This is a genomic window from Campylobacter concisus (assembly GCF_050447505.1).
Taxonomy (GTDB): domain Bacteria; phylum Campylobacterota; class Campylobacteria; order Campylobacterales; family Campylobacteraceae; genus Campylobacter_A; species Campylobacter_A concisus_BP.
Genome location: NZ_JALMFZ010000001.1, coordinates 1,845,785 through 1,862,266, shown reverse-complemented (window position 1 = coordinate 1,862,266; position 16,482 = coordinate 1,845,785). Strand labels below are relative to the sequence as shown.

At 40.4% G+C, this 16,482-nt stretch carries 20 protein-coding genes; all 20 read left to right on the top strand.

Annotation, left to right across the window (positions count from 1 at the left end; all coding sequences use genetic code 11):
- Window positions 1-41: 41 nt before the first annotated feature.
- The 20 genes from MTT09_RS09405 (at window position 42) to MTT09_RS09310 (ending at window position 16,474) form a co-directional block, all read left to right on the top strand.
- Window positions 42-635, top strand: coding sequence for a LemA family protein (locus MTT09_RS09405; protein ID WP_429803626.1), 594 nt, complete (start codon window positions 42-44; stop codon window positions 633-635).
- Window positions 635-1,489 carry a TPM domain-containing protein gene (locus MTT09_RS09400; RefSeq protein WP_429803625.1) on the top strand — a complete coding sequence of 285 codons (855 nt, stop codon included), beginning with the start codon at window positions 635-637 and terminating at the stop codon, window positions 1,487-1,489. The genes MTT09_RS09405 and MTT09_RS09400 overlap by 1 nt, the downstream gene beginning before the upstream one ends.
- A gap of 663 nt (window positions 1,490-2,152) precedes the next feature.
- Window positions 2,153-2,836: a sulfate ABC transporter ATP-binding protein gene (locus MTT09_RS09395; RefSeq protein WP_429803624.1), complete on the top strand. Its 684-nt coding sequence runs from the start codon at window positions 2,153-2,155 to the stop codon at window positions 2,834-2,836.
- Window positions 2,817-3,338, top strand: a complete 522-nt coding sequence (locus MTT09_RS09390) for a 4'-phosphopantetheinyl transferase family protein (RefSeq protein WP_429803623.1) — start codon at window positions 2,817-2,819, stop codon at window positions 3,336-3,338. Before MTT09_RS09395 ends, MTT09_RS09390 begins: the two co-directional genes overlap by 20 nt.
- On the top strand, window positions 3,322-3,741 hold the full coding sequence (locus MTT09_RS09385; RefSeq protein ID WP_429803622.1) for a hypothetical protein: 420 nt from the start codon (window positions 3,322-3,324) through the stop codon (window positions 3,739-3,741). The genes MTT09_RS09390 and MTT09_RS09385 overlap by 17 nt, the downstream gene beginning before the upstream one ends.
- Window positions 3,728-4,894 carry a beta-ketoacyl synthase N-terminal-like domain-containing protein gene (locus MTT09_RS09380; protein ID WP_429803621.1) on the top strand — a complete coding sequence of 389 codons (1,167 nt, stop codon included), beginning with the start codon at window positions 3,728-3,730 and terminating at the stop codon, window positions 4,892-4,894. The genes MTT09_RS09385 and MTT09_RS09380 overlap by 14 nt, the downstream gene beginning before the upstream one ends.
- A complete protein-coding gene (locus MTT09_RS09375) occupies window positions 4,891-5,334 on the top strand; it encodes a thioester dehydrase (RefSeq protein ID WP_429803620.1) in 444 nt (147 codons plus the stop codon). Before MTT09_RS09380 ends, MTT09_RS09375 begins: the two co-directional genes overlap by 4 nt.
- Window positions 5,327-6,046, top strand: a complete 720-nt coding sequence (gene fabG, locus MTT09_RS09370) for a 3-oxoacyl-ACP reductase FabG (protein ID WP_087581352.1) — start codon at window positions 5,327-5,329, stop codon at window positions 6,044-6,046. The genes MTT09_RS09375 and fabG overlap by 8 nt, the downstream gene beginning before the upstream one ends.
- Window positions 6,046-7,299 carry a beta-ketoacyl-ACP synthase gene (locus MTT09_RS09365; RefSeq protein WP_429803619.1) on the top strand — a complete coding sequence of 418 codons (1,254 nt, stop codon included), beginning with the start codon at window positions 6,046-6,048 and terminating at the stop codon, window positions 7,297-7,299. Before fabG ends, MTT09_RS09365 begins: the two co-directional genes overlap by 1 nt.
- Window positions 7,300-7,311: 12 nt before the next feature.
- On the top strand, window positions 7,312-7,728 hold the full coding sequence (locus tag MTT09_RS09360; RefSeq protein WP_021085308.1) for a hypothetical protein: 417 nt from the start codon (window positions 7,312-7,314) through the stop codon (window positions 7,726-7,728).
- A complete protein-coding gene (locus MTT09_RS09355) occupies window positions 7,728-8,396 on the top strand; it encodes a beta-ketoacyl synthase chain length factor (RefSeq protein WP_429803618.1) in 669 nt (222 codons plus the stop codon). The genes MTT09_RS09360 and MTT09_RS09355 overlap by 1 nt, the downstream gene beginning before the upstream one ends.
- A complete protein-coding gene (locus MTT09_RS09350) occupies window positions 8,386-9,132 on the top strand; it encodes a lysophospholipid acyltransferase family protein (protein WP_429803617.1) in 747 nt (248 codons plus the stop codon). The genes MTT09_RS09355 and MTT09_RS09350 overlap by 11 nt, the downstream gene beginning before the upstream one ends.
- The gene (locus MTT09_RS09345; protein ID WP_012140381.1) at window positions 9,116-9,373 is read left to right on the top strand and encodes a phosphopantetheine-binding protein; all 258 of its coding nucleotides are present in this window, start codon (window positions 9,116-9,118) and stop codon (window positions 9,371-9,373) included. The genes MTT09_RS09350 and MTT09_RS09345 overlap by 17 nt, the downstream gene beginning before the upstream one ends.
- Before the next feature lie 2 nt (window positions 9,374-9,375).
- Complete coding sequence (locus tag MTT09_RS09340; protein ID WP_012140380.1) at window positions 9,376-9,621, top strand: acyl carrier protein; 246 nt, start codon at window positions 9,376-9,378, stop codon at window positions 9,619-9,621.
- Window positions 9,611-10,156, top strand: a complete 546-nt coding sequence (locus tag MTT09_RS09335; RefSeq protein ID WP_429803616.1) for a DNA gyrase subunit B — start codon at window positions 9,611-9,613, stop codon at window positions 10,154-10,156. Before MTT09_RS09340 ends, MTT09_RS09335 begins: the two co-directional genes overlap by 11 nt.
- Window positions 10,146-11,702, top strand: a complete 1,557-nt coding sequence (locus tag MTT09_RS09330) for an AMP-binding protein (protein ID WP_429803615.1) — start codon at window positions 10,146-10,148, stop codon at window positions 11,700-11,702. Before MTT09_RS09335 ends, MTT09_RS09330 begins: the two co-directional genes overlap by 11 nt.
- Window positions 11,699-13,309: a glycosyltransferase family 2 protein gene (locus MTT09_RS09325; RefSeq protein ID WP_429803614.1), complete on the top strand. Its 1,611-nt coding sequence runs from the start codon at window positions 11,699-11,701 to the stop codon at window positions 13,307-13,309. The genes MTT09_RS09330 and MTT09_RS09325 overlap by 4 nt, the downstream gene beginning before the upstream one ends.
- Window positions 13,306-13,734, top strand: coding sequence for an acyl-CoA thioesterase (locus tag MTT09_RS09320; protein ID WP_103569094.1), 429 nt, complete (start codon window positions 13,306-13,308; stop codon window positions 13,732-13,734). The genes MTT09_RS09325 and MTT09_RS09320 overlap by 4 nt, the downstream gene beginning before the upstream one ends.
- Window positions 13,731-14,249, top strand: coding sequence for a LolA family protein (locus MTT09_RS09315; protein WP_429803613.1), 519 nt, complete (start codon window positions 13,731-13,733; stop codon window positions 14,247-14,249). Before MTT09_RS09320 ends, MTT09_RS09315 begins: the two co-directional genes overlap by 4 nt.
- A complete protein-coding gene (locus MTT09_RS09310; RefSeq protein ID WP_429803612.1) occupies window positions 14,246-16,474 on the top strand; it encodes a hypothetical protein in 2,229 nt (742 codons plus the stop codon). The genes MTT09_RS09315 and MTT09_RS09310 overlap by 4 nt, the downstream gene beginning before the upstream one ends.
- Window positions 16,475-16,482: the final 8 nt, after the last annotated feature.

Genomic DNA, 16,482 nt, shown 5'->3' with positions numbered 1-16,482 from the left:
CCTTATTTCATTAAATTTAGTTTTTTTAAAAAGGAGAAAAAATGAAAAATTTAATAGCCATCGTTGTGGTCATCGCAGCACTTGTTTTTGGCGCTTTCAAATACGCAAATTCATTTGTTGTACTTGATGAAAACACCAACGAGAAGTGGTCGCAGGTGCTAAATCAATACAAAAGAAGAGCCGATCTCGTGCCAAATTTAGTTGAAACCGTAAAAGGCTACGCAGCTCACGAGCAAAAGGTCTTTGAAGACGTGGCAAACGCAAGAAGCAAGAGCATGCAAATAAGCATTGACGCAAGCAGTCTTAGCGACGAGGCAAAGGTTAAAGAATTTATGGCGGCTCAAGGTCAGCTAGGCTCAGCTCTAAGCAGGCTAATGGCAGTTAGCGAGAGCTATCCAGAGCTAAAAGCAAATCAAAATTTCCTCTCACTCCAAAGCCAGCTTGAGGGCACAGAAAACCGCATAAGCGTAGCAAGACGCGACTACATCGAGGCTGTAAAAGAGTACAACGTAGCTCTTAGAAGCTTTCCTGGTAAATTTATAGCCAGCATCTTTCATCCAGAGATGAAGCCAAAGCAAGGCATCGAAGTTAGCAGCGAAGATATGAAAAATCCAAAAGTTTCGTTTGAGAAGTGATGAAAAAAGCTCTTGCTCTTTTGCTCTTTGCATTTTGCTTTTGTTTTGCTCTAAATTTCAATGAGCAGATCAACGATGAGGCTCATATCTTTTCACAAAACGAAAGAGACGAGCTTCTAAATTTAGTGCAAAATTTCGAGCAAAACAGCACCACGCAAATCGCCATAGTGACTTTAAATTCGCTTGATAGCAAAAGCATCGAAGAGCTATCGCTAGGGATTGCTAGAGGCTACAAACTAGGTCAAAAAGAAGATAACAACGGCGTGCTTTTGGTGGTTGCTCCAAATGAGAAAAAGGTCCGCATCGAGGTTGGATACGGGCTTGAAGGGGTGCTAACTGACGCCGTGGCAAGCGAGATCATAAATAGCGTGATGATACCTGAGTTTAAAAACGGCAATATGAGCGAAGGCGTGAAAGAGGGCGTTTTGGCGATCATGAAAGTGGCTAGCGGCGAGGAATTTAGTAGCAAATCCGGCCTTAGCGACTTGCCTTTTGGCGTGTTTGCCTTTTTTGCTGGCATGCTCTCTTGTTTTGCCTCCGTGATCTTTGGCAAATTTTTTATGCGAACTGGCTTTAGCACGTGCTTTGCTGGACTTGTATCAACAGCACTTGAACAGGGATTTGGCGTGCGAAACTACCTTATCATCTTTGGCGCTTTTGCCTTTATATTTGCGGTATTTTTCTTTATTCTAAAAGATGTTTTTAAGAGAAATAGCCAAGGTGGCTCTTTGCCAATAGGCTTTAGGCGTGATAATTCAGGCTCAAATGGTGGCGGTCGCTCAGGTGGTAGAGGAGGCGGCTTTAGTGGCGGAGGCGGTGGTTTTGGCGGAGGCGGAGCTAGCGGCAGTTGGTAAATTTGCCTACCTTAGAAGTAAATTTAACTACCCTTTGCAAATTTTAAAATTTGAGCTAGCCTTTTTAGAATAAACCGCATGCAGTGCTTTAGCACAATTGCATGCCACCTCTAACGTGCGAGGGGTTTAGGGGATTTAAAAAGGGGGATAAGGGGACGGCCTCGTAACTCGAGTCCCCTTGTCTCCCTTTTGGATAAAAGAGTTTTTAAATTTAAGGTCTGTATTTTTAAAAGAGAAATTTGCTATTTCGCAAATTTTAAAATTCCATTCACTCGCAAGAATTGACTACTGATTTTAGGTCTCGCAAAGCTTGCCACTAAAATCAGAGCCGAAATTGCTCGTTCATGAAATTTTAAAATTTACTTGATACTTATATGCCTGACAAAGCAAATTTACAAATTTTAAAATATTACTCGCTCGCCTTAGCAGACTACTAAATTTAGGCTGCACTTCGTTTAGCACTAAATTTAGAGCCGTGATATGTCAGCTCTAATTTTAAATTTGCTTTTTTGGAGTAAAACGCATGCAGTGCTTCGCATAAGTTTTAATCTAAAATTCACTATTTTTCTTTCTAAATTAAGAGATCATTTTATGGATTTTAGACCCAACATTTGCATATAAAAGCTAAATTTCTTAAAATATGCCAAAAAATTAGGAGCAAAAATGCTATCAGGCGAGCTACTTAAAAGCCATTTTGCTAAATTTGATCTAGTGGTGATGCTTAGTGAGTTTTTTGAGCAAAGTCGTTTTTATAAAGAAAAATTTCAAGCACTTAGGCGAGATGGTTTTAAAAGCTTAGATAAGAGCCAAAGAGAGGGGCTTCTTAAAATAGCAGGTTTTAAGGCGTATCTTGACGCGAAATTTCAGGGCTTTTTGCGTGAGCTGATGCAAAGCAAGATCCTCGTTGTAAGCGGCGCGGAGTATAAATTTAGCGAGCTTGAAATTTACACCTGCTTTGATGCAAACACCTACAAAAGATCGTGCGAGGCTGGCGAAATTTACTTTCACAACTTTGGTTTTGACATCTCTTTTAAGAGCGAGCCAGCGCTTTATGGTGGCATCTTGGTAAGGAGCTTGAAGCCATTAAATGAGCGAAATTTCATCTTTGGACCAAGAAAATGTGCCTTGCATATCTTAAATAGCAAAATAAGTAATTTAAATTTTGATCTAAAAGAGGCTGATTTTAGAGGGGATGAGGTCGCTTTTACGCCAAGGATTAGGTCGTTTAAAGATGAGAGTGAGCTTCAAAATGACGCTTTAAGGGCGGTTAGCGGCGAGTTTATAGGAGCACTTGAAAGTGCAAAAGAGTATAAAAAAAGAGTTGAAAATGCCTATAAAAAGGGGTGAAATTTATCTTTTTATCGGCTTTGGGGCTGAGAAATTTAGTCCCAAAATGCTCTCTAGAAAAGAGCGTAGAAAGCTAAAAAAATATCCAAATTTAATAAATTCAAACTCATTTAAACTTTCTCGCTATTTAAAATTTAAAGCAAAAAAACGGGGCAAAATTTGCCTTTCTCACAAAGAAAATATCGCCGTTTTGGCTATCTCAAAAGAAAAAGTTGGCGTAGATGTGGAGGAGCTAAAAGAGCGAAATTTTGACGGAGTGATCAAATTTTGCTTTAGCAAAAAAGAGAGCGAAATTTATGCAAACGCCAAAGATAAAATGCAAAAATTTTATGAAATTTACACCGCAAAAGAGGCTGTGATAAAAGTCAAAAATTTAGCCTTTAGTGATCTTGCTAACGTTAAATTTGACGAGATGGAGAGAAGATACTTGATTATTAATAATCTATTTATCATTTGCCTTGCATTTAAGCATTGCAAAGATATAATTGTTAAATTTTTATGATTTTAGAACACTAAAAAGGCAAAAAGTGCTTGTAAAAAAGATAGCTATGATCCTTGCAGTAACGCTTCTAGCTCTTGGCTGTACGAAGAAATTTGATGCGCCAAAGCTGGCAGATTTTAGCTTAAAAGCGTTTAAGGTTAGTTCATCAAAAGGGCCGCTAATGCTCTATGTGCAAAATAGTGAGAATGAGTATAAATTTAGCCTTGTAAACGCACTTGGCGCACCAGAAGCTAGGCGAGTTTTAAAGGGCGGCACATTTACAAATTTAGGCTTCTTGCCGCCAAATAGCGCCTACAACGAGCTTTTTATCAAGGTGCTTGAGATGATAAAAGATGAAAAAAATGAGCAAAAATTTATGATAAATGATCAAATTTATGAGGTAAAAAGCGTTGATCTACGTTAGCAAACCAGCCATTATCAGCGCAGCAGGTAGCAGTAGTGATGAGAATTTAAGCTCACTTTTAAGTGGCAAGAGATTTTTAAGTAAAAGCTCTGAATTTCACCCGCAAAATGAGTTTTTGGTGGGTAAATTTAGCGGTGAACTGCCACAATTTGCTAAGAGCACAAAAGAGCACTTCAAAACTCGCACCAACGCCTTGCTTTTAAGCACGATGCTAGAGATTGGTGATGAGATAAAAAGAGCGATAAAAAAATATGGCAAAAGCCGTGTGGGAGTAGTTCTTGGCACTACAACAAGCGGCGTTGAGGAGAATTTCGAGCCATTTAAAGGCTATATCGCGACTGGATTTTTTGATAAAAGCAGGTTTGGCATAAACAGAAACTGCCTTGCAAATGTGGCTGAATTCGTAAGTGACTTTTACGAGCTTAGCGGCCCAAGCTACTGCGTATCGACTGCGTGTACCTCGGGCGTTAAGGCGGTTATTGAGGCAAAAAGGCTCATTGAAAGCGAGCTTTGTGACGCGGTCATTTGTGGTGGAGTAGATAGCCTAAATACGCTTACGATAAATGGCTTTAACTCGCTTAGCATACTAAGCAGCGCCCCAAGTCAGGCCTTTTCTAAAAATAGAGAGGGGATAAATATCGGTGAGGGAGCTGGGCTATTTTTACTAAGCCGTGATGAAATTTCAAACGTCGTAGTCGCTAGCTCAGCCTCAAACTGCGATGCTTTTCACATGACGCAGCCTGATTTTAGTGCCAAAATGGCAATTTCTTGCATAGAAGAAGCTTTAAAAAAAGCTGGCATAGACGGCGTGGACTATGTAAATTTACACGGCACTGGCACGCAGGCAAATGACAAAATGGAGGCAAAAGCTGTAAATTTAACGCTTGGCGCCACCTTTGCAAGCACGCTAAAGCCTCAGATCGGTCATACGCTTGGGGCTGCTGGAGCTGTTGAGAGCGCCATTTGCGTCATGCTTTGCATGGAGGAAAATAGCACCTTGCCACCACACGTTTATGACGGCGAGTATGATGAGAGCTTGGAGGCTATAAATTTAGTAAAAAGTGGCACGAAATTTGACGTAAAAACAGCGATGTCGCTATCTTTTGCCTTTGGCGGAGATAACGCCGCGATAATATTTAAAAGAGTGAGATGATGATAAGTGATTATTTGCCGCACAGCAGCGCCATAACCCTGATCGATGAAATTTTGGAATTTATCCCTTGCGAGAGCATAAGGGTAAGAAGCGTGATAAATGAGCAAAATCCATTTTTAGAAGATGGGAGATTGCAGACGCAAAAGGCGATAGAGATGATGGCTCAAAGTCTTGGGATTTACGACTCAAAGATGCGTGAGCTGCGCGGTGAGAAGGCGATATTTGGCTTTTTACTTGGTAGTAGAAAATTTGAAATTTTTAGGCCATATTTTAAAGTGGGCGATGAGATAGTGATCATCTCAAAGTGCTCGATCCAAGATGAGAGTGGATTTGGCGTTTATGACAGCGAGCTTTTTGTAAATGGCGAGCTTGGCGCAAGGGCGGTTTTAAACGTGATGAGCCCTGATGAAGAATTTGTAAAAAAGGCACTTAGTGAGTAAGAGAGTATTGATAACTGGATCAAGTAGAGGCATAGGAGCTAGCATCGCTAGGCGCCTTGCTAATGAATACGAAGTGGTGCTTCATGCAAGAAGTAAGAGTGATGAGCTTTTAAAGATGGCTAGCGAGCTTGGGGCTAAATTTATGACATTTGACGTGGCTGACACTGCTGCGGCTAAAGAAGCTATAGAGGCTGATATGGAGGCAAATGGCGTCTATTACGGCGTTATTTTAAACGCTGGTATAACAAGGGATAATACCTTTGTTGGGCTAAGCGATGAAGAGTGGTTTGATGTGATAGATGTAAATTTAAATGGCTTTTACAACGTCCTAAGGCCAGCGCTAATGCCTATGATAAGGGCTAGAAAGCCAGCTAGGATAGTGACGCTAAGCTCTGTTTCAGGGGTTATTGGTAACAGAGGTCAGGTGAATTACTCAGCTAGCAAAGCTGGCATCATAGGAGCTAGCAAAGCCCTTGCAGTCGAGCTTGCCAGCAGAGGCATAACAGTAAACTGCGTGGCACCTGGGCTTATAAAGACAGATATGAGCGAAGAAATTTTAAATAGCGATTTTTTAGACGAGGTGTTAAAGGCCATACCTGCAAAAAGAGCTGGTGAAGCAGATGAGGTGGCAGGGCTTGTTAAATTTCTACTAAGTGGCGAGGCTAGCTACATCACAAGGCAGGTCATCGGCGTAAATGGAGGACTTTGCTAATGCGTGTATTTGTCACAGGTATCGGCGCAGTCAGTGCTTTTGGCAACAGCTGGGAGGAGATGAGAGCTAAATTTCTTGAGGGCAAAAATGCCGTGAGATATATGAGCGAGTGGGAGGGCTATAAGGAGCTAAACACGCGCCTAGCAGCACCTATCATAGACTACAAACACCCGCAGGAGTGGGACAGAAAACAGCTAAGAAGCCTTGGTAAGGTCTCATGTTACAGCGTGCATGCGGCTGGACTTGCTTTAAAAGACGCTGGCTTGCTAAATGGCGAAGATTTGCAAGCTGCAAATTTAGACCCAAGCGTGCAAGATGGCAGGATGGGCGTGGCAAGTGGCTCAAGCACTGGTAGCACCGACTCTATACTTGACATGGCAAAGCTAGTTTTGGACATGGATAGCGGTTTTAACGCAAATACTTATATAAAAATGATGCCTCACACCACAGCGGCAAATATCGCGCTATTTTACTCGCTAAAAGGGCGCATCATCCCTACATCTTCGGCATGTACTAGCGGCTCACACGCCATTGGCTACGCTTATGAGAGCATAAAAAATGGCAGTATAGATATGATGCTAGCTGGTGGGGCTGAGGAGCTTTGTGTAAGTGAGGCATACGTCTTTGACAAGCTCTACGCGACTAGTGTCAAAAACCACACTCCAAATTTGACACCAACGCCGTTTGAAAAAGATAGAGATGGCTTGGTGCTTGGTGAGGGAGCTGGATTTTTAGTGCTTGAAAGCGAAGAGTGCGCTTTAAAAAGAGGAGCTAAAATTTATGCTGAGGTCGTTGGCTTTGGCTCTACGTGTGACGGCACGCACATCACTAGACCACAAAGCGCTACGATGAAAGCGGCGATGAGCCTAGCACTCCGCGCGGCAAAACTAGAGCCAAAAAGCATAGGCTACGTAAATGCCCACGCTACCGCTACAAAACATGGCGATATAGCTGAAAGTATCGCTACAAACGAGCTTTTTGGAGAGGATATCGCCATTAGCTCGCTTAAAAGCTATCTTGGTCACACGCTTGGCGCTTGTGGCGGGCTGGAGGCGATAGCTAGCATAATGATGATGAGAGAAGAGCTATTTTTCCCAACTATAAATTTAAACGTAACTGATCCTGAGTGTGCAAAACTAAACTACTTAAAGGAGCCAACGCCGATAAATACGGACTTTGTGATGAGTAACAACTTTGCATTTGGCGGTGTAAATACATCTTTGATATTTAAAAGATTAGATAACAAATTTTAAAAAGGATAGAAAATGAAAAGATTAGTTTCATTAGTTGCCGTTTTGGCATTTGCCTCAAGCCTTAGCGCAAGAGATGACGTGAAGTACCACTCACTAGACTTCTTAAATGGCCCAAAGGCTAAAGAATTTTTGCTACCAAACATTAGCATTAGCTTTGGCACAGGATACACTGGCAAGGTGATCGTAAGAGATCTAACGTCAAACAAAAAGACAAATGGCTTTAACAAAAGTGACGAAGAGGCTTGCCAGATCGCGCTTCTCTCTGCCTTAAAGTCATTTCAAGAAAGAGCGGTGAAAGAGGGTGGCACGAAGGTTGTAAATTTGACTGGATATTACAAAAAACAGCCATTTAACTCTAAGACTCAGTTTCAGTGCGGCAGCGGTTCTTTGATGTCTGGCGTCACACTAAGAGGCGACATCGCGAAATAATGAAATTTCAAGTTGATTTTTATGACGCTATAGCTTACGGCGAGATCAGCGAGGATCTAGCTAGATACAAAAAAGAATTTGATCTAGCAAAGATCCCGCCGATGCAAAGAAGAAGGCTAAGTAGTGCTGCAAAGTGCGCTTTTAGCCTGCTTAGTAGCTTTGATAAGATCGACATGCCAGTTATTTTTAGCTCCTATGAGGGCGAGATAAATCGCTGTTTTGAGCTAGAAACTGCGCTTGCAAAGGCTGAGCCAGTATCGCCAACATCTTTTTCACTCTCTGTGCATAACGCTATCTCGTCGCTTCTTAGCATCGAAGCTAAAAATCACAATGAAATTCTAGCCATCTCATCATTTAGCCCAGTAGAAGATGCGCTGCAAGCTGCGTTTTTAAGGCTAAATGACGGATATGAAAAGGTGCTCATCCTTGCCTATCATGAGTCGATATCGCAGAGCTATTTTGATGAGCAAAAGCCATCATTTATGCTAGCGCTTGTCGTCTCAAAGGCAAAAGATAAGAGAGTTTTAACTCTAAAAAGAGTGGAAAAAGAAGAAGAAATTTCAGAAAATTTACTGCAAAGCTTCATCGTAAATTTTGACCCAAATTTGGCAAAAACGTGGCAAAGTAGCAGTCATTTCGCGTCTTGGAATTTTAGCTATGAGCCTTAAAATAGTAAGAGCTGGATTTTTATTTTTCTTTTTTGCGCTAATTTGCATAAGTGGCGATCTTTTGCTCGTGCCAGTCGTGCTTTTAGGGCTAAATAAATTTAAATTTGTGCAAAATTTATGCCGAGATCTAGTTAGAGTTTCTTGGGGATTTTTTATAAAAGTTACTAAAATTTGTGGGTATCTGGACTATAAATTTGAGCTTAATAAGCTAAATAGCGGCTCAAATTTAGTCATCGCAAACCACCCTTCGCTGCTTGATGTGGTCTTTTTGGTCTCAAAATTTAAAAGGATAAACTGCATCGTAAAGGGCGAGCTTGGCAAAAATATATTTTTATTTGCAGCTATTAGGGCGTGCAACTACATACCAAACACAAATAACGAGGAATTTTTACAAAAAAGCGTAGATGTTTTAAAAAGTGGCGAAAATTTGCTCATTTTTCCAGAGGGTACACGTACGAAAGAGGAGATTATCTTTCATAAAGCGGCTGCGTATATGGGCATAAAGGGCGCGTCTAACGTGGTTTGCGTTGGTATAAATATGGCTCCAAGAAGCCTTAGAAAAAATGAGCCATGGTATAAAACGCCAGATGAAAAGATAAAGTACGTCTTTAAAGAGCTAAAGAAATTTGAAGTTAGTGAGTTTTTAAAAGATAGGCCAAGCCCCGTAAGGGCAAGGGCGCTACACGAAGAGATAAGTAAAATTTATAAGGAGGAATTTAGTGAAAGAACTAGTTAATGAGATAAAAGAGCTGATCATCACAAGCTTAAATTTAGAGGATATGAAGCCAAGCGATATCGACGAGAACGCGCCGCTTTTTAGCGAGGGGCTAGGCCTTGACAGCGTTGATGCACTAGAGCTTGGACTTGCTGTACAGAAAAAATATGGCCTCGTGCTTGACTCAAAGACAGCAAATTTAAAAGAGATATTCTTTAGCGTATCTTCTCTTGCAAAATACATTTACGAAAATAGGAAATAACAATGAGCGAAGTAGAAATTTTTGAAATTTTAAAGAAGGCTTTGATCGAGCTTTTTGAGATAGACGAGAGCAAGATAAAGCCTGAAACTAGGATATATGAGGACTTACAGATAGATAGCATAGATGCTATTGATATGATTGATTACATCAAGCGCCAAACTGGTTATAGACTGATGCCAGAGGACTTTAAAAACGTAAAAACGCTTGATGATATCGTAAAAGCCGTAGCAAAGAAATTTGAAGCATAAGATAGTAAAAGTAGCGCTAGTTTTAGCAAGCATCGCCTACCCTTTGGTGCTATTTTTTTGGCAAAAGGGTGCAACTCTTATCTTTTGCGTGCTCTGCGCTCTTTGGCTGGCTAGGGCATATTTTGAGAGCGGTAAAACAAGGCAGGTTTGCTTAGCGGCTGGGCTATTTTTTGCAGTTTGTGCTATTTTTAGAAGTGTAAATTTAGCGCTTTTATACCCAAGTATCGTAAGTCTTGGCTTTTTGGCGGTATTTTTTTACAGCTTAAAGGGCGAGGCGGTCATAACAAGACTTGCTAGGATAAAAGAGAAAAAGATAGATGAAAAGGTCGTTAGCTACACAAGAGGGCTAACTAAAATTTGGTGCTGGTTTTTCGTTTTTAACGCAGCTCTTGCCTTTGTTTTGGCGCAGTTTGAGGATAAAATTTACTGGAGCATTTACTGCTCATTTGTATCTTATATCTTGATGGGAGTTTTGTTTTTTGGCGAAATTTTATATCGTAAAATTTTTATTTTAAAGAGGGAAAATGGATTTTAAAAATAGCCTAAAGGCATTTAAATTTGTGGACATTAACAAGGATCTTTACGAGTACGCGGCTACTTTTGGGGCAAATTTAAAAGAGAAAAATTTAAGCGAGATAGAAATTTATCTAAGCCAGAGCTTTGACTTTTGCGCCGCTTTTTTTGGAGCACTTGCTATCGGCGTAAAACCTATCTTGCTTGCAAAGCCGATATATAGCGGGGATAAATTTGTTATTAATGATGAAAATTTTGGTGATTTTTTAGACTTTAGCAAGAGCATGGAGCTAAAATTTGATCAAAATTCTACATTTTTCCTTCAGACCTCAGGCTCTAGTGGAGCTAGTAAAAATATCCAAAAAAGCCTTGGAGCGATGATAGAAGAGGGGCTATTTTTAAAAGATGAGCTTGGATTTGGCGAAGGGGATAAATTTTTTGCTAGCGTCTCGCACCAGCATATGTTTGGCCTTACATTTAAGATCTTTTTGCCGCTCATCTCTGGCGCAAAAGCCGTTAGCAAGGAGCTAAACTACCCAGAAGCGATCTTTGAGCTAGACCTTACAAATTTAAGCTTTGTAACAAGCCCAGTCCTACTTCAAACGCTAGTTTCTAGCCCAAGAGCGGCTGAAATTTCAGGGCTAAAAAACATCATCTGCGCAGGTTCGGCGCTAAAGAGCGAGCTAAGAGCCAGCATAGCAAAACTAAGCAGCACGCGTATCATTGACATCTACGGCAGCACCGAAACTGGCGCGGTGGCTAGAAATTTAGGCGATGAGCTTTTGCTTTTTAGCAAGGTAAAAGCAGGCCTTAGCGAGGACGAGGCGTTAAATGTGAGCTCGCCTTGGTGCGAGTTTTTCCAAACTAGCGACTGGGCGCAGATAGATGGTAGCAGGCTCACGCTAAAGGGCAGGATCGATAGGATCGTTAAGCTAAATGACAAAAGGGTCAATCTAATAAGTATAGAAAATAAGATGTTTGAAAGTGGTCTTTTAAAAGACTGCTACTGCGACACACATCCTAAATTTAAGCGTCTAGCTGCGCTTTTGGAGCTTAGTGAAGAAGGGGTGAAGCTCTTTAGAGATAGCGGCAAAAAAGGCGTTGTAGCAAGGCTAAATGAGCTTTTAAGACCTGAGTTTAAAAATAGTGTTAGGTATTTTAAGATCGTTAGCTCGCTTTGTAAAAACGCTCAGGGCAAGTTTTTAAAGGCAAATTTTAAAGCTCTTTTAGAAAAAAACGAGGAGCTTTTTTGGGATAAAAGTAGCAAAGAGGGCGTTTATAAATTTAAGACAAAGCTTAGCCCTGCACTTGGCATTTTTATGGAGCATTTTCCAAATTTACCGCTTTTGCCTGGCTTTGTGCAGCTTGATTTTGTATTTAAATTTGCAAGAGAGCTTGGCGCAGAAATAGGCGATCAATGCGTGGTGGAGAATTTGAAATTTTTAAAATTTGTAAGGCCAAATGACGAGCTTTGTATAGAAATTTCGCAAAGAGATGAGAAGGTCTATTTTGAGATATTTTGTAATGGCGCTAGAAGTGCTGGTGGCAGGATAAAGCTGGGCTTATGAAGACGCTCTTTCTCATACCATTTTACAACCATCCAGAAAAGATCAAAGCCCTTTGTGAGGCGCTTGCGAGATATGATCTACACATTTTAATAGTCGATGATGGCTCAAACGAGGCATCAAAAAAAGCTTTGCAAAATTTGAGCAAATTTGGCATAGAAATTTTAACAAGAGCCCAAAATGGTGGCAAGGGAGCTGCGCTAAAAGATGGCTTTAGACACGCCTTGCAAAATGGCTACACGCACGCGTTTCAGATCGACGCTGACTTTCAGCACGACATAAGCTTGGTAGCGGAGTTTTTGGAGCTTAGCAAAAGATATCCAAGAGACCTAATCATGGCTGATCCAATTTACGGCGAAGACGCGCCAAAGTCGAGGTTTTATGGCAGAAAGATCACAAATTTTTGGGTCAAGATCAACACTTTAAGCTTTGACATCAAAGACGCGATGTGTGGCTTTAGAATTTATCCTCTAAAAGAGCTTGAGAGCGCGACCTCTAAAAGTAGCTCAAATAGGATGGAATTTGACATGGAGATCTTGGTCAATGCCATAAGATCTGGCGTAGAGATCAAGTGGATAGCGCTAAAAGTACGCTACGAGGCTGGTGGCGTTTCACACTTTAAAATGCTAAAAGATAACGCACTAATAAGCCTCATGCACGCAAGATATTTTTTTACTTTAGTGCCATTTTTGCTTGGTAAAGCCTTTAAAGGGCAAAAATACGCATGGTGGCAAAAGGGCGAGAGATCGAACGAATTTTTTCTTAGAGTTAGTCTATTTTTAACTAGAAATTTGCCTATATTTCTCATAAAACCTATCGTTATCATTGTCGTTTGCTTTTACTATCTCTTTTCAAAAGTTGAGCGAGAAAATATAAGAGAATTTCTTTTAAACGTAGAGAAATTTAGCGGTAAAAAGCCGGCAACTGGCGTTTTTAGCAACTTTTATGACTTTGGCATAGCAATATGTGATAAATTCCGTATCTGGCAAAATGGTGTGCTTGAAAGCGAGTTAGAACTTAGTAAATTTAATAGCATCAAAGATGAGTTTGAAGCTTCAAAGCGTGGTAGGATCGTGCTTACAAGCCATCTTGGAAATGTAGAAATTTGCAAGGCGCTCTCGCTTAGATCGCCAAATTTTCGAATGATCATCTTGGTTTATAGCAAGGGTAGCGAGAATTTTTATAAAATCTTAGAGCAGATCAGCAAGGGGCAGATCAAACTAATAAGTGTTGAAAAGCTTGATGCAGCCGCGATGATGCAGCTAAAAGAGGCGGTTGAAGATGGCGTAAATATCGGCATAATGGGCGATAGGACACCACTTAATGGAGATAAATTTATAAGGCTTAGCTTTCTTGGCAAGGAGGCTAAATTTAACTACGGCCCATACTTGCTAGCTGGCATTTTGGGAGTAAAAATGAGCGCACTTTGGTGCATAAAAAAGGGCGATAAATTTGACATAGAACTAAGCGATATCGCTGATGAGATAAAACTAGGTCGCGACCGCAAGGCAAGCGTCCTGCCATACGTGCAAAGCTATGTAAGACAGCTTGAAATAAGAGCGTGCAAGAGCCCATCGCAGTGGTTTAACTTTTTTGATTTTTGGAGATGAGAGTGAAAATTTCACACGTTAGCACATTTAAAGTGGCGTTTTTTGACGTTGATAGCATGGAGGTGATGTGGCATGGCAACTACGTCAAGTACCTAGAAATGGCGCGTTGCGAGCTGCTTGACAAGCTAGGATACAACTACATCGCTATGAAAAAAGATGGTTACGCCTTTCCTATCGTAAAACTTGACGTAAAGTACGTGCGCCCAGCCTTTTTTAACGACGTCATAAAGGTCACGACGACGCTTAGCGAGTGCGAAACGTTTTTGAAATTTCACTACCTTATAGAAAATGAAAAGGGCGAAAAACTAAGCGAGGCAAATACCGCGCAAGCCGTCATAGAGATGAAGAGCTTACAAACTTGCTTTGAGATGCCAGAAGCCTTAAAAAAGGCACTTAAAGCCTACAATGAAAAGGAGAAAAGATGAGAAAAATAGCTCTTTTTTTAGCCATTTTTATATCTTGCTTTGGCTATGAGCTGGGTGAGCTTAAAAATATAGTAAAAACAGATGGCGTAAGCGGAAATTTCACGCAGACAAAGAGTCTGGCTGGCTTTAACAAAAGCATAAAAAGCACGGGCGAGTTTAGGCTAGAAAAGGGCGGTCTTTACTGGGATACGCTTGAGCCTGTTACTTCAAAGGTTTTTATAAACAAAGATGGCATTTTCAAAAATGAAAATGGTAAGCTTGAAAAGACGAGCGCAAATTTTGATGAAAAGCTCTTTTTAGCTATTATCAGCCTCGATGAGAGCGAGCTTAGGAAAGAATTTGATATAAAAACAAGCGGCAGTCTAAAAGAGTGGAGCATAGAGCTAAGCCCTAAAAATTTACTCTTTAAACAAATTTTTAAATCCATAAAGATAAGTGGCGATAAGGCGGTAAAAAAGATCGAGCTTGACGAGGTAAGCGGCGATAAAACGCTAAATGAGTTTAGTATAAAATGAAAAAACTAGCCACGATCTTGGCTTTTATCTTTGTTTTTTTAGCCTCGCTTGGATATTCGCTTGCGAGCCTAAAAAACGTCCAAACTGACATCTTTTCACTGATAAATTTCAAAGACGCCAAAGAGGCAAAGGTGCTAAAAGAGGTGCAAGATGAGATGGCATCAAATTTTTTAGTACTGGTAAATTCCAAAGAGCTAGCCAAAAACGTGCAAAGCTTGGCGCTTAAAAGCTCGCTTTTTAAGAGCTTTGAGGCGACCATCGACGTAAATTTAAATGATATAAAAAGTGACATCAACCGCTCAAAGATCGCGCTTTTAAGTAGGGGTGATTTAGAGCTTTTAAAAAACGATAAAAACGCCTTTTTCAAAAAGCGCGCAGAGGAAATTTTTAATAGCTTTAGCTTTAGACTTTTAAATGTAAATGATGATTTTTTCTCGCTAAGTAGTGGCTTTAGCGCAAAAAATGGCAACGTAAGCTTAAATTTAGCAGATCTCATGCTTGAGGTAAAGGACGGTAAGAATAGCTTTTTCTTGCTAAAAGGCGAGCTAAAAAAGGGGGCTTCGAGTGAGGGGCTAATAAATTTTTATAACGAGCTAAATGCGCTAAAAGTTGGGCAAAACGAGCTTTTTGTACATTCAAGTGCCCTTTATCAGGCATTTTCAAAGCAAAAAAATGAGAGCGAGAGCCTTTATATGAGTGTGGTCTCGCTAAGCCTAACCGCTATATTTCTGATACTTGCTTTTAGAAATTTGAGAATTTTTTATGTGATATTTATCGCTGCATTTGGCTTTAGTGTGGCATTTGCAGGCACTTTGCTCTGCCTAAATGAGCTAAATATCCTTACTATTTTAATAAGCACGAGCCTCATTGGCCTCATGTTTGACTACGTCTTGCACTGGCTTAGCAAAAACGAGGGCGAAGCGATCAGGGCTAGCAGCATAAAAAATATGCTAAAAATTTTCTTGCTAGGCCTACTTATCACGCTTAGTGGCTATCTGGCTTTTACTTTTTCTGATCTTAGGCTACTTAAAGAGGTGGCGCTATTTTCGGCATTTGCGCTAGTTGCTGCGTTTTTAGCTAGCTACTTTTTTATGCCTTTAGTCTTTGAAGGGGTGAAATTTTATAGATCAAAGATTTTTGACGCGTTTTTAACTAAATTTTGTGATCTCTCAGGCGCGGCTGCAAGGCATTTAGGAGTTAAATTTCTAGCTATCTCACTTATTTTGTTAGCTATTTTTCTTGGTTTTGATCTTAAAAATTTATCAAAAAGCGAAAACGTAAAAGACTACTCAAATATGCCAAAGAGCCTGCTAGCGGACTCTTCTTATATATTAAGTCTAACTGGCAACAACCAAAACACGATGATAGTGACAAGATCAAGAGGTGACATTTTGGGAGGTGAAAAGAGCCTTTTAGATGAGCTAAAAAAGAGAAATTTGATAAAAAATGAGAGCTCACTAAGTGATATGTTTTTAAGTAAAAGCGAGCAGGATGAGCTAAAAGAGGCCTTTAAAAAGGCGCTTAATGATGAGCAAATTTATGTGATTTATGAGAAATTTGGCTTTAGCAAAGATGAAGTGCGAAGTGAAATTTTAAAGGTTTTGGGCGAAAAAGAGCTTAGCGTGAGTGAAATTTTGGCTCTAAAATCGATGAAGGATTTTAAGAAATTTATGCTTGATGAAAATGCAAGTGTGGCTTACGTGAGTGGCTTTGTAAAAGGGGCAGCAAGTGATGATGTGCTAGAGCGCCACAACGCATTTAGTCTAAATTTCGCTAGCTCTCTAAATGAGAGCCTAACGCAGGCAAAAGAGCTTGCACTAAAGCTAAAAATAGCAGCGCTTGCGATTGCGTTTGTACTGCTATGGTTTTATTTTAGTGCGCTTATCTCGGCACTTGTGATGGGCGTCATCATCTTTGGTGTGCTTCTTACGCTCTTTATCTTTGCCGTTTTTGGTGTAAATTTAAGCATTTTTGGTGTTTTTGGGCTCATCCTTGCAAGCGCTGTGGGGATTGACTACATGATATTTGCGCTAAATGAGAGCCTTAGCGAAAAAGAGCGAATTTATGGGATATTTTGCGCATTTATCACGAGTTTTATCTCGTTTTTCACACTCTCTTTTAGCCAGACCGCCGCTCTTAGCGTCTTTGGACTAAGTGTTAGCCTTTGCGTGCTGATATATGGGCTATGTGCTAGTGTTTTGGCTTGTAAAAATATAAAAATTTAGCTTTGTTT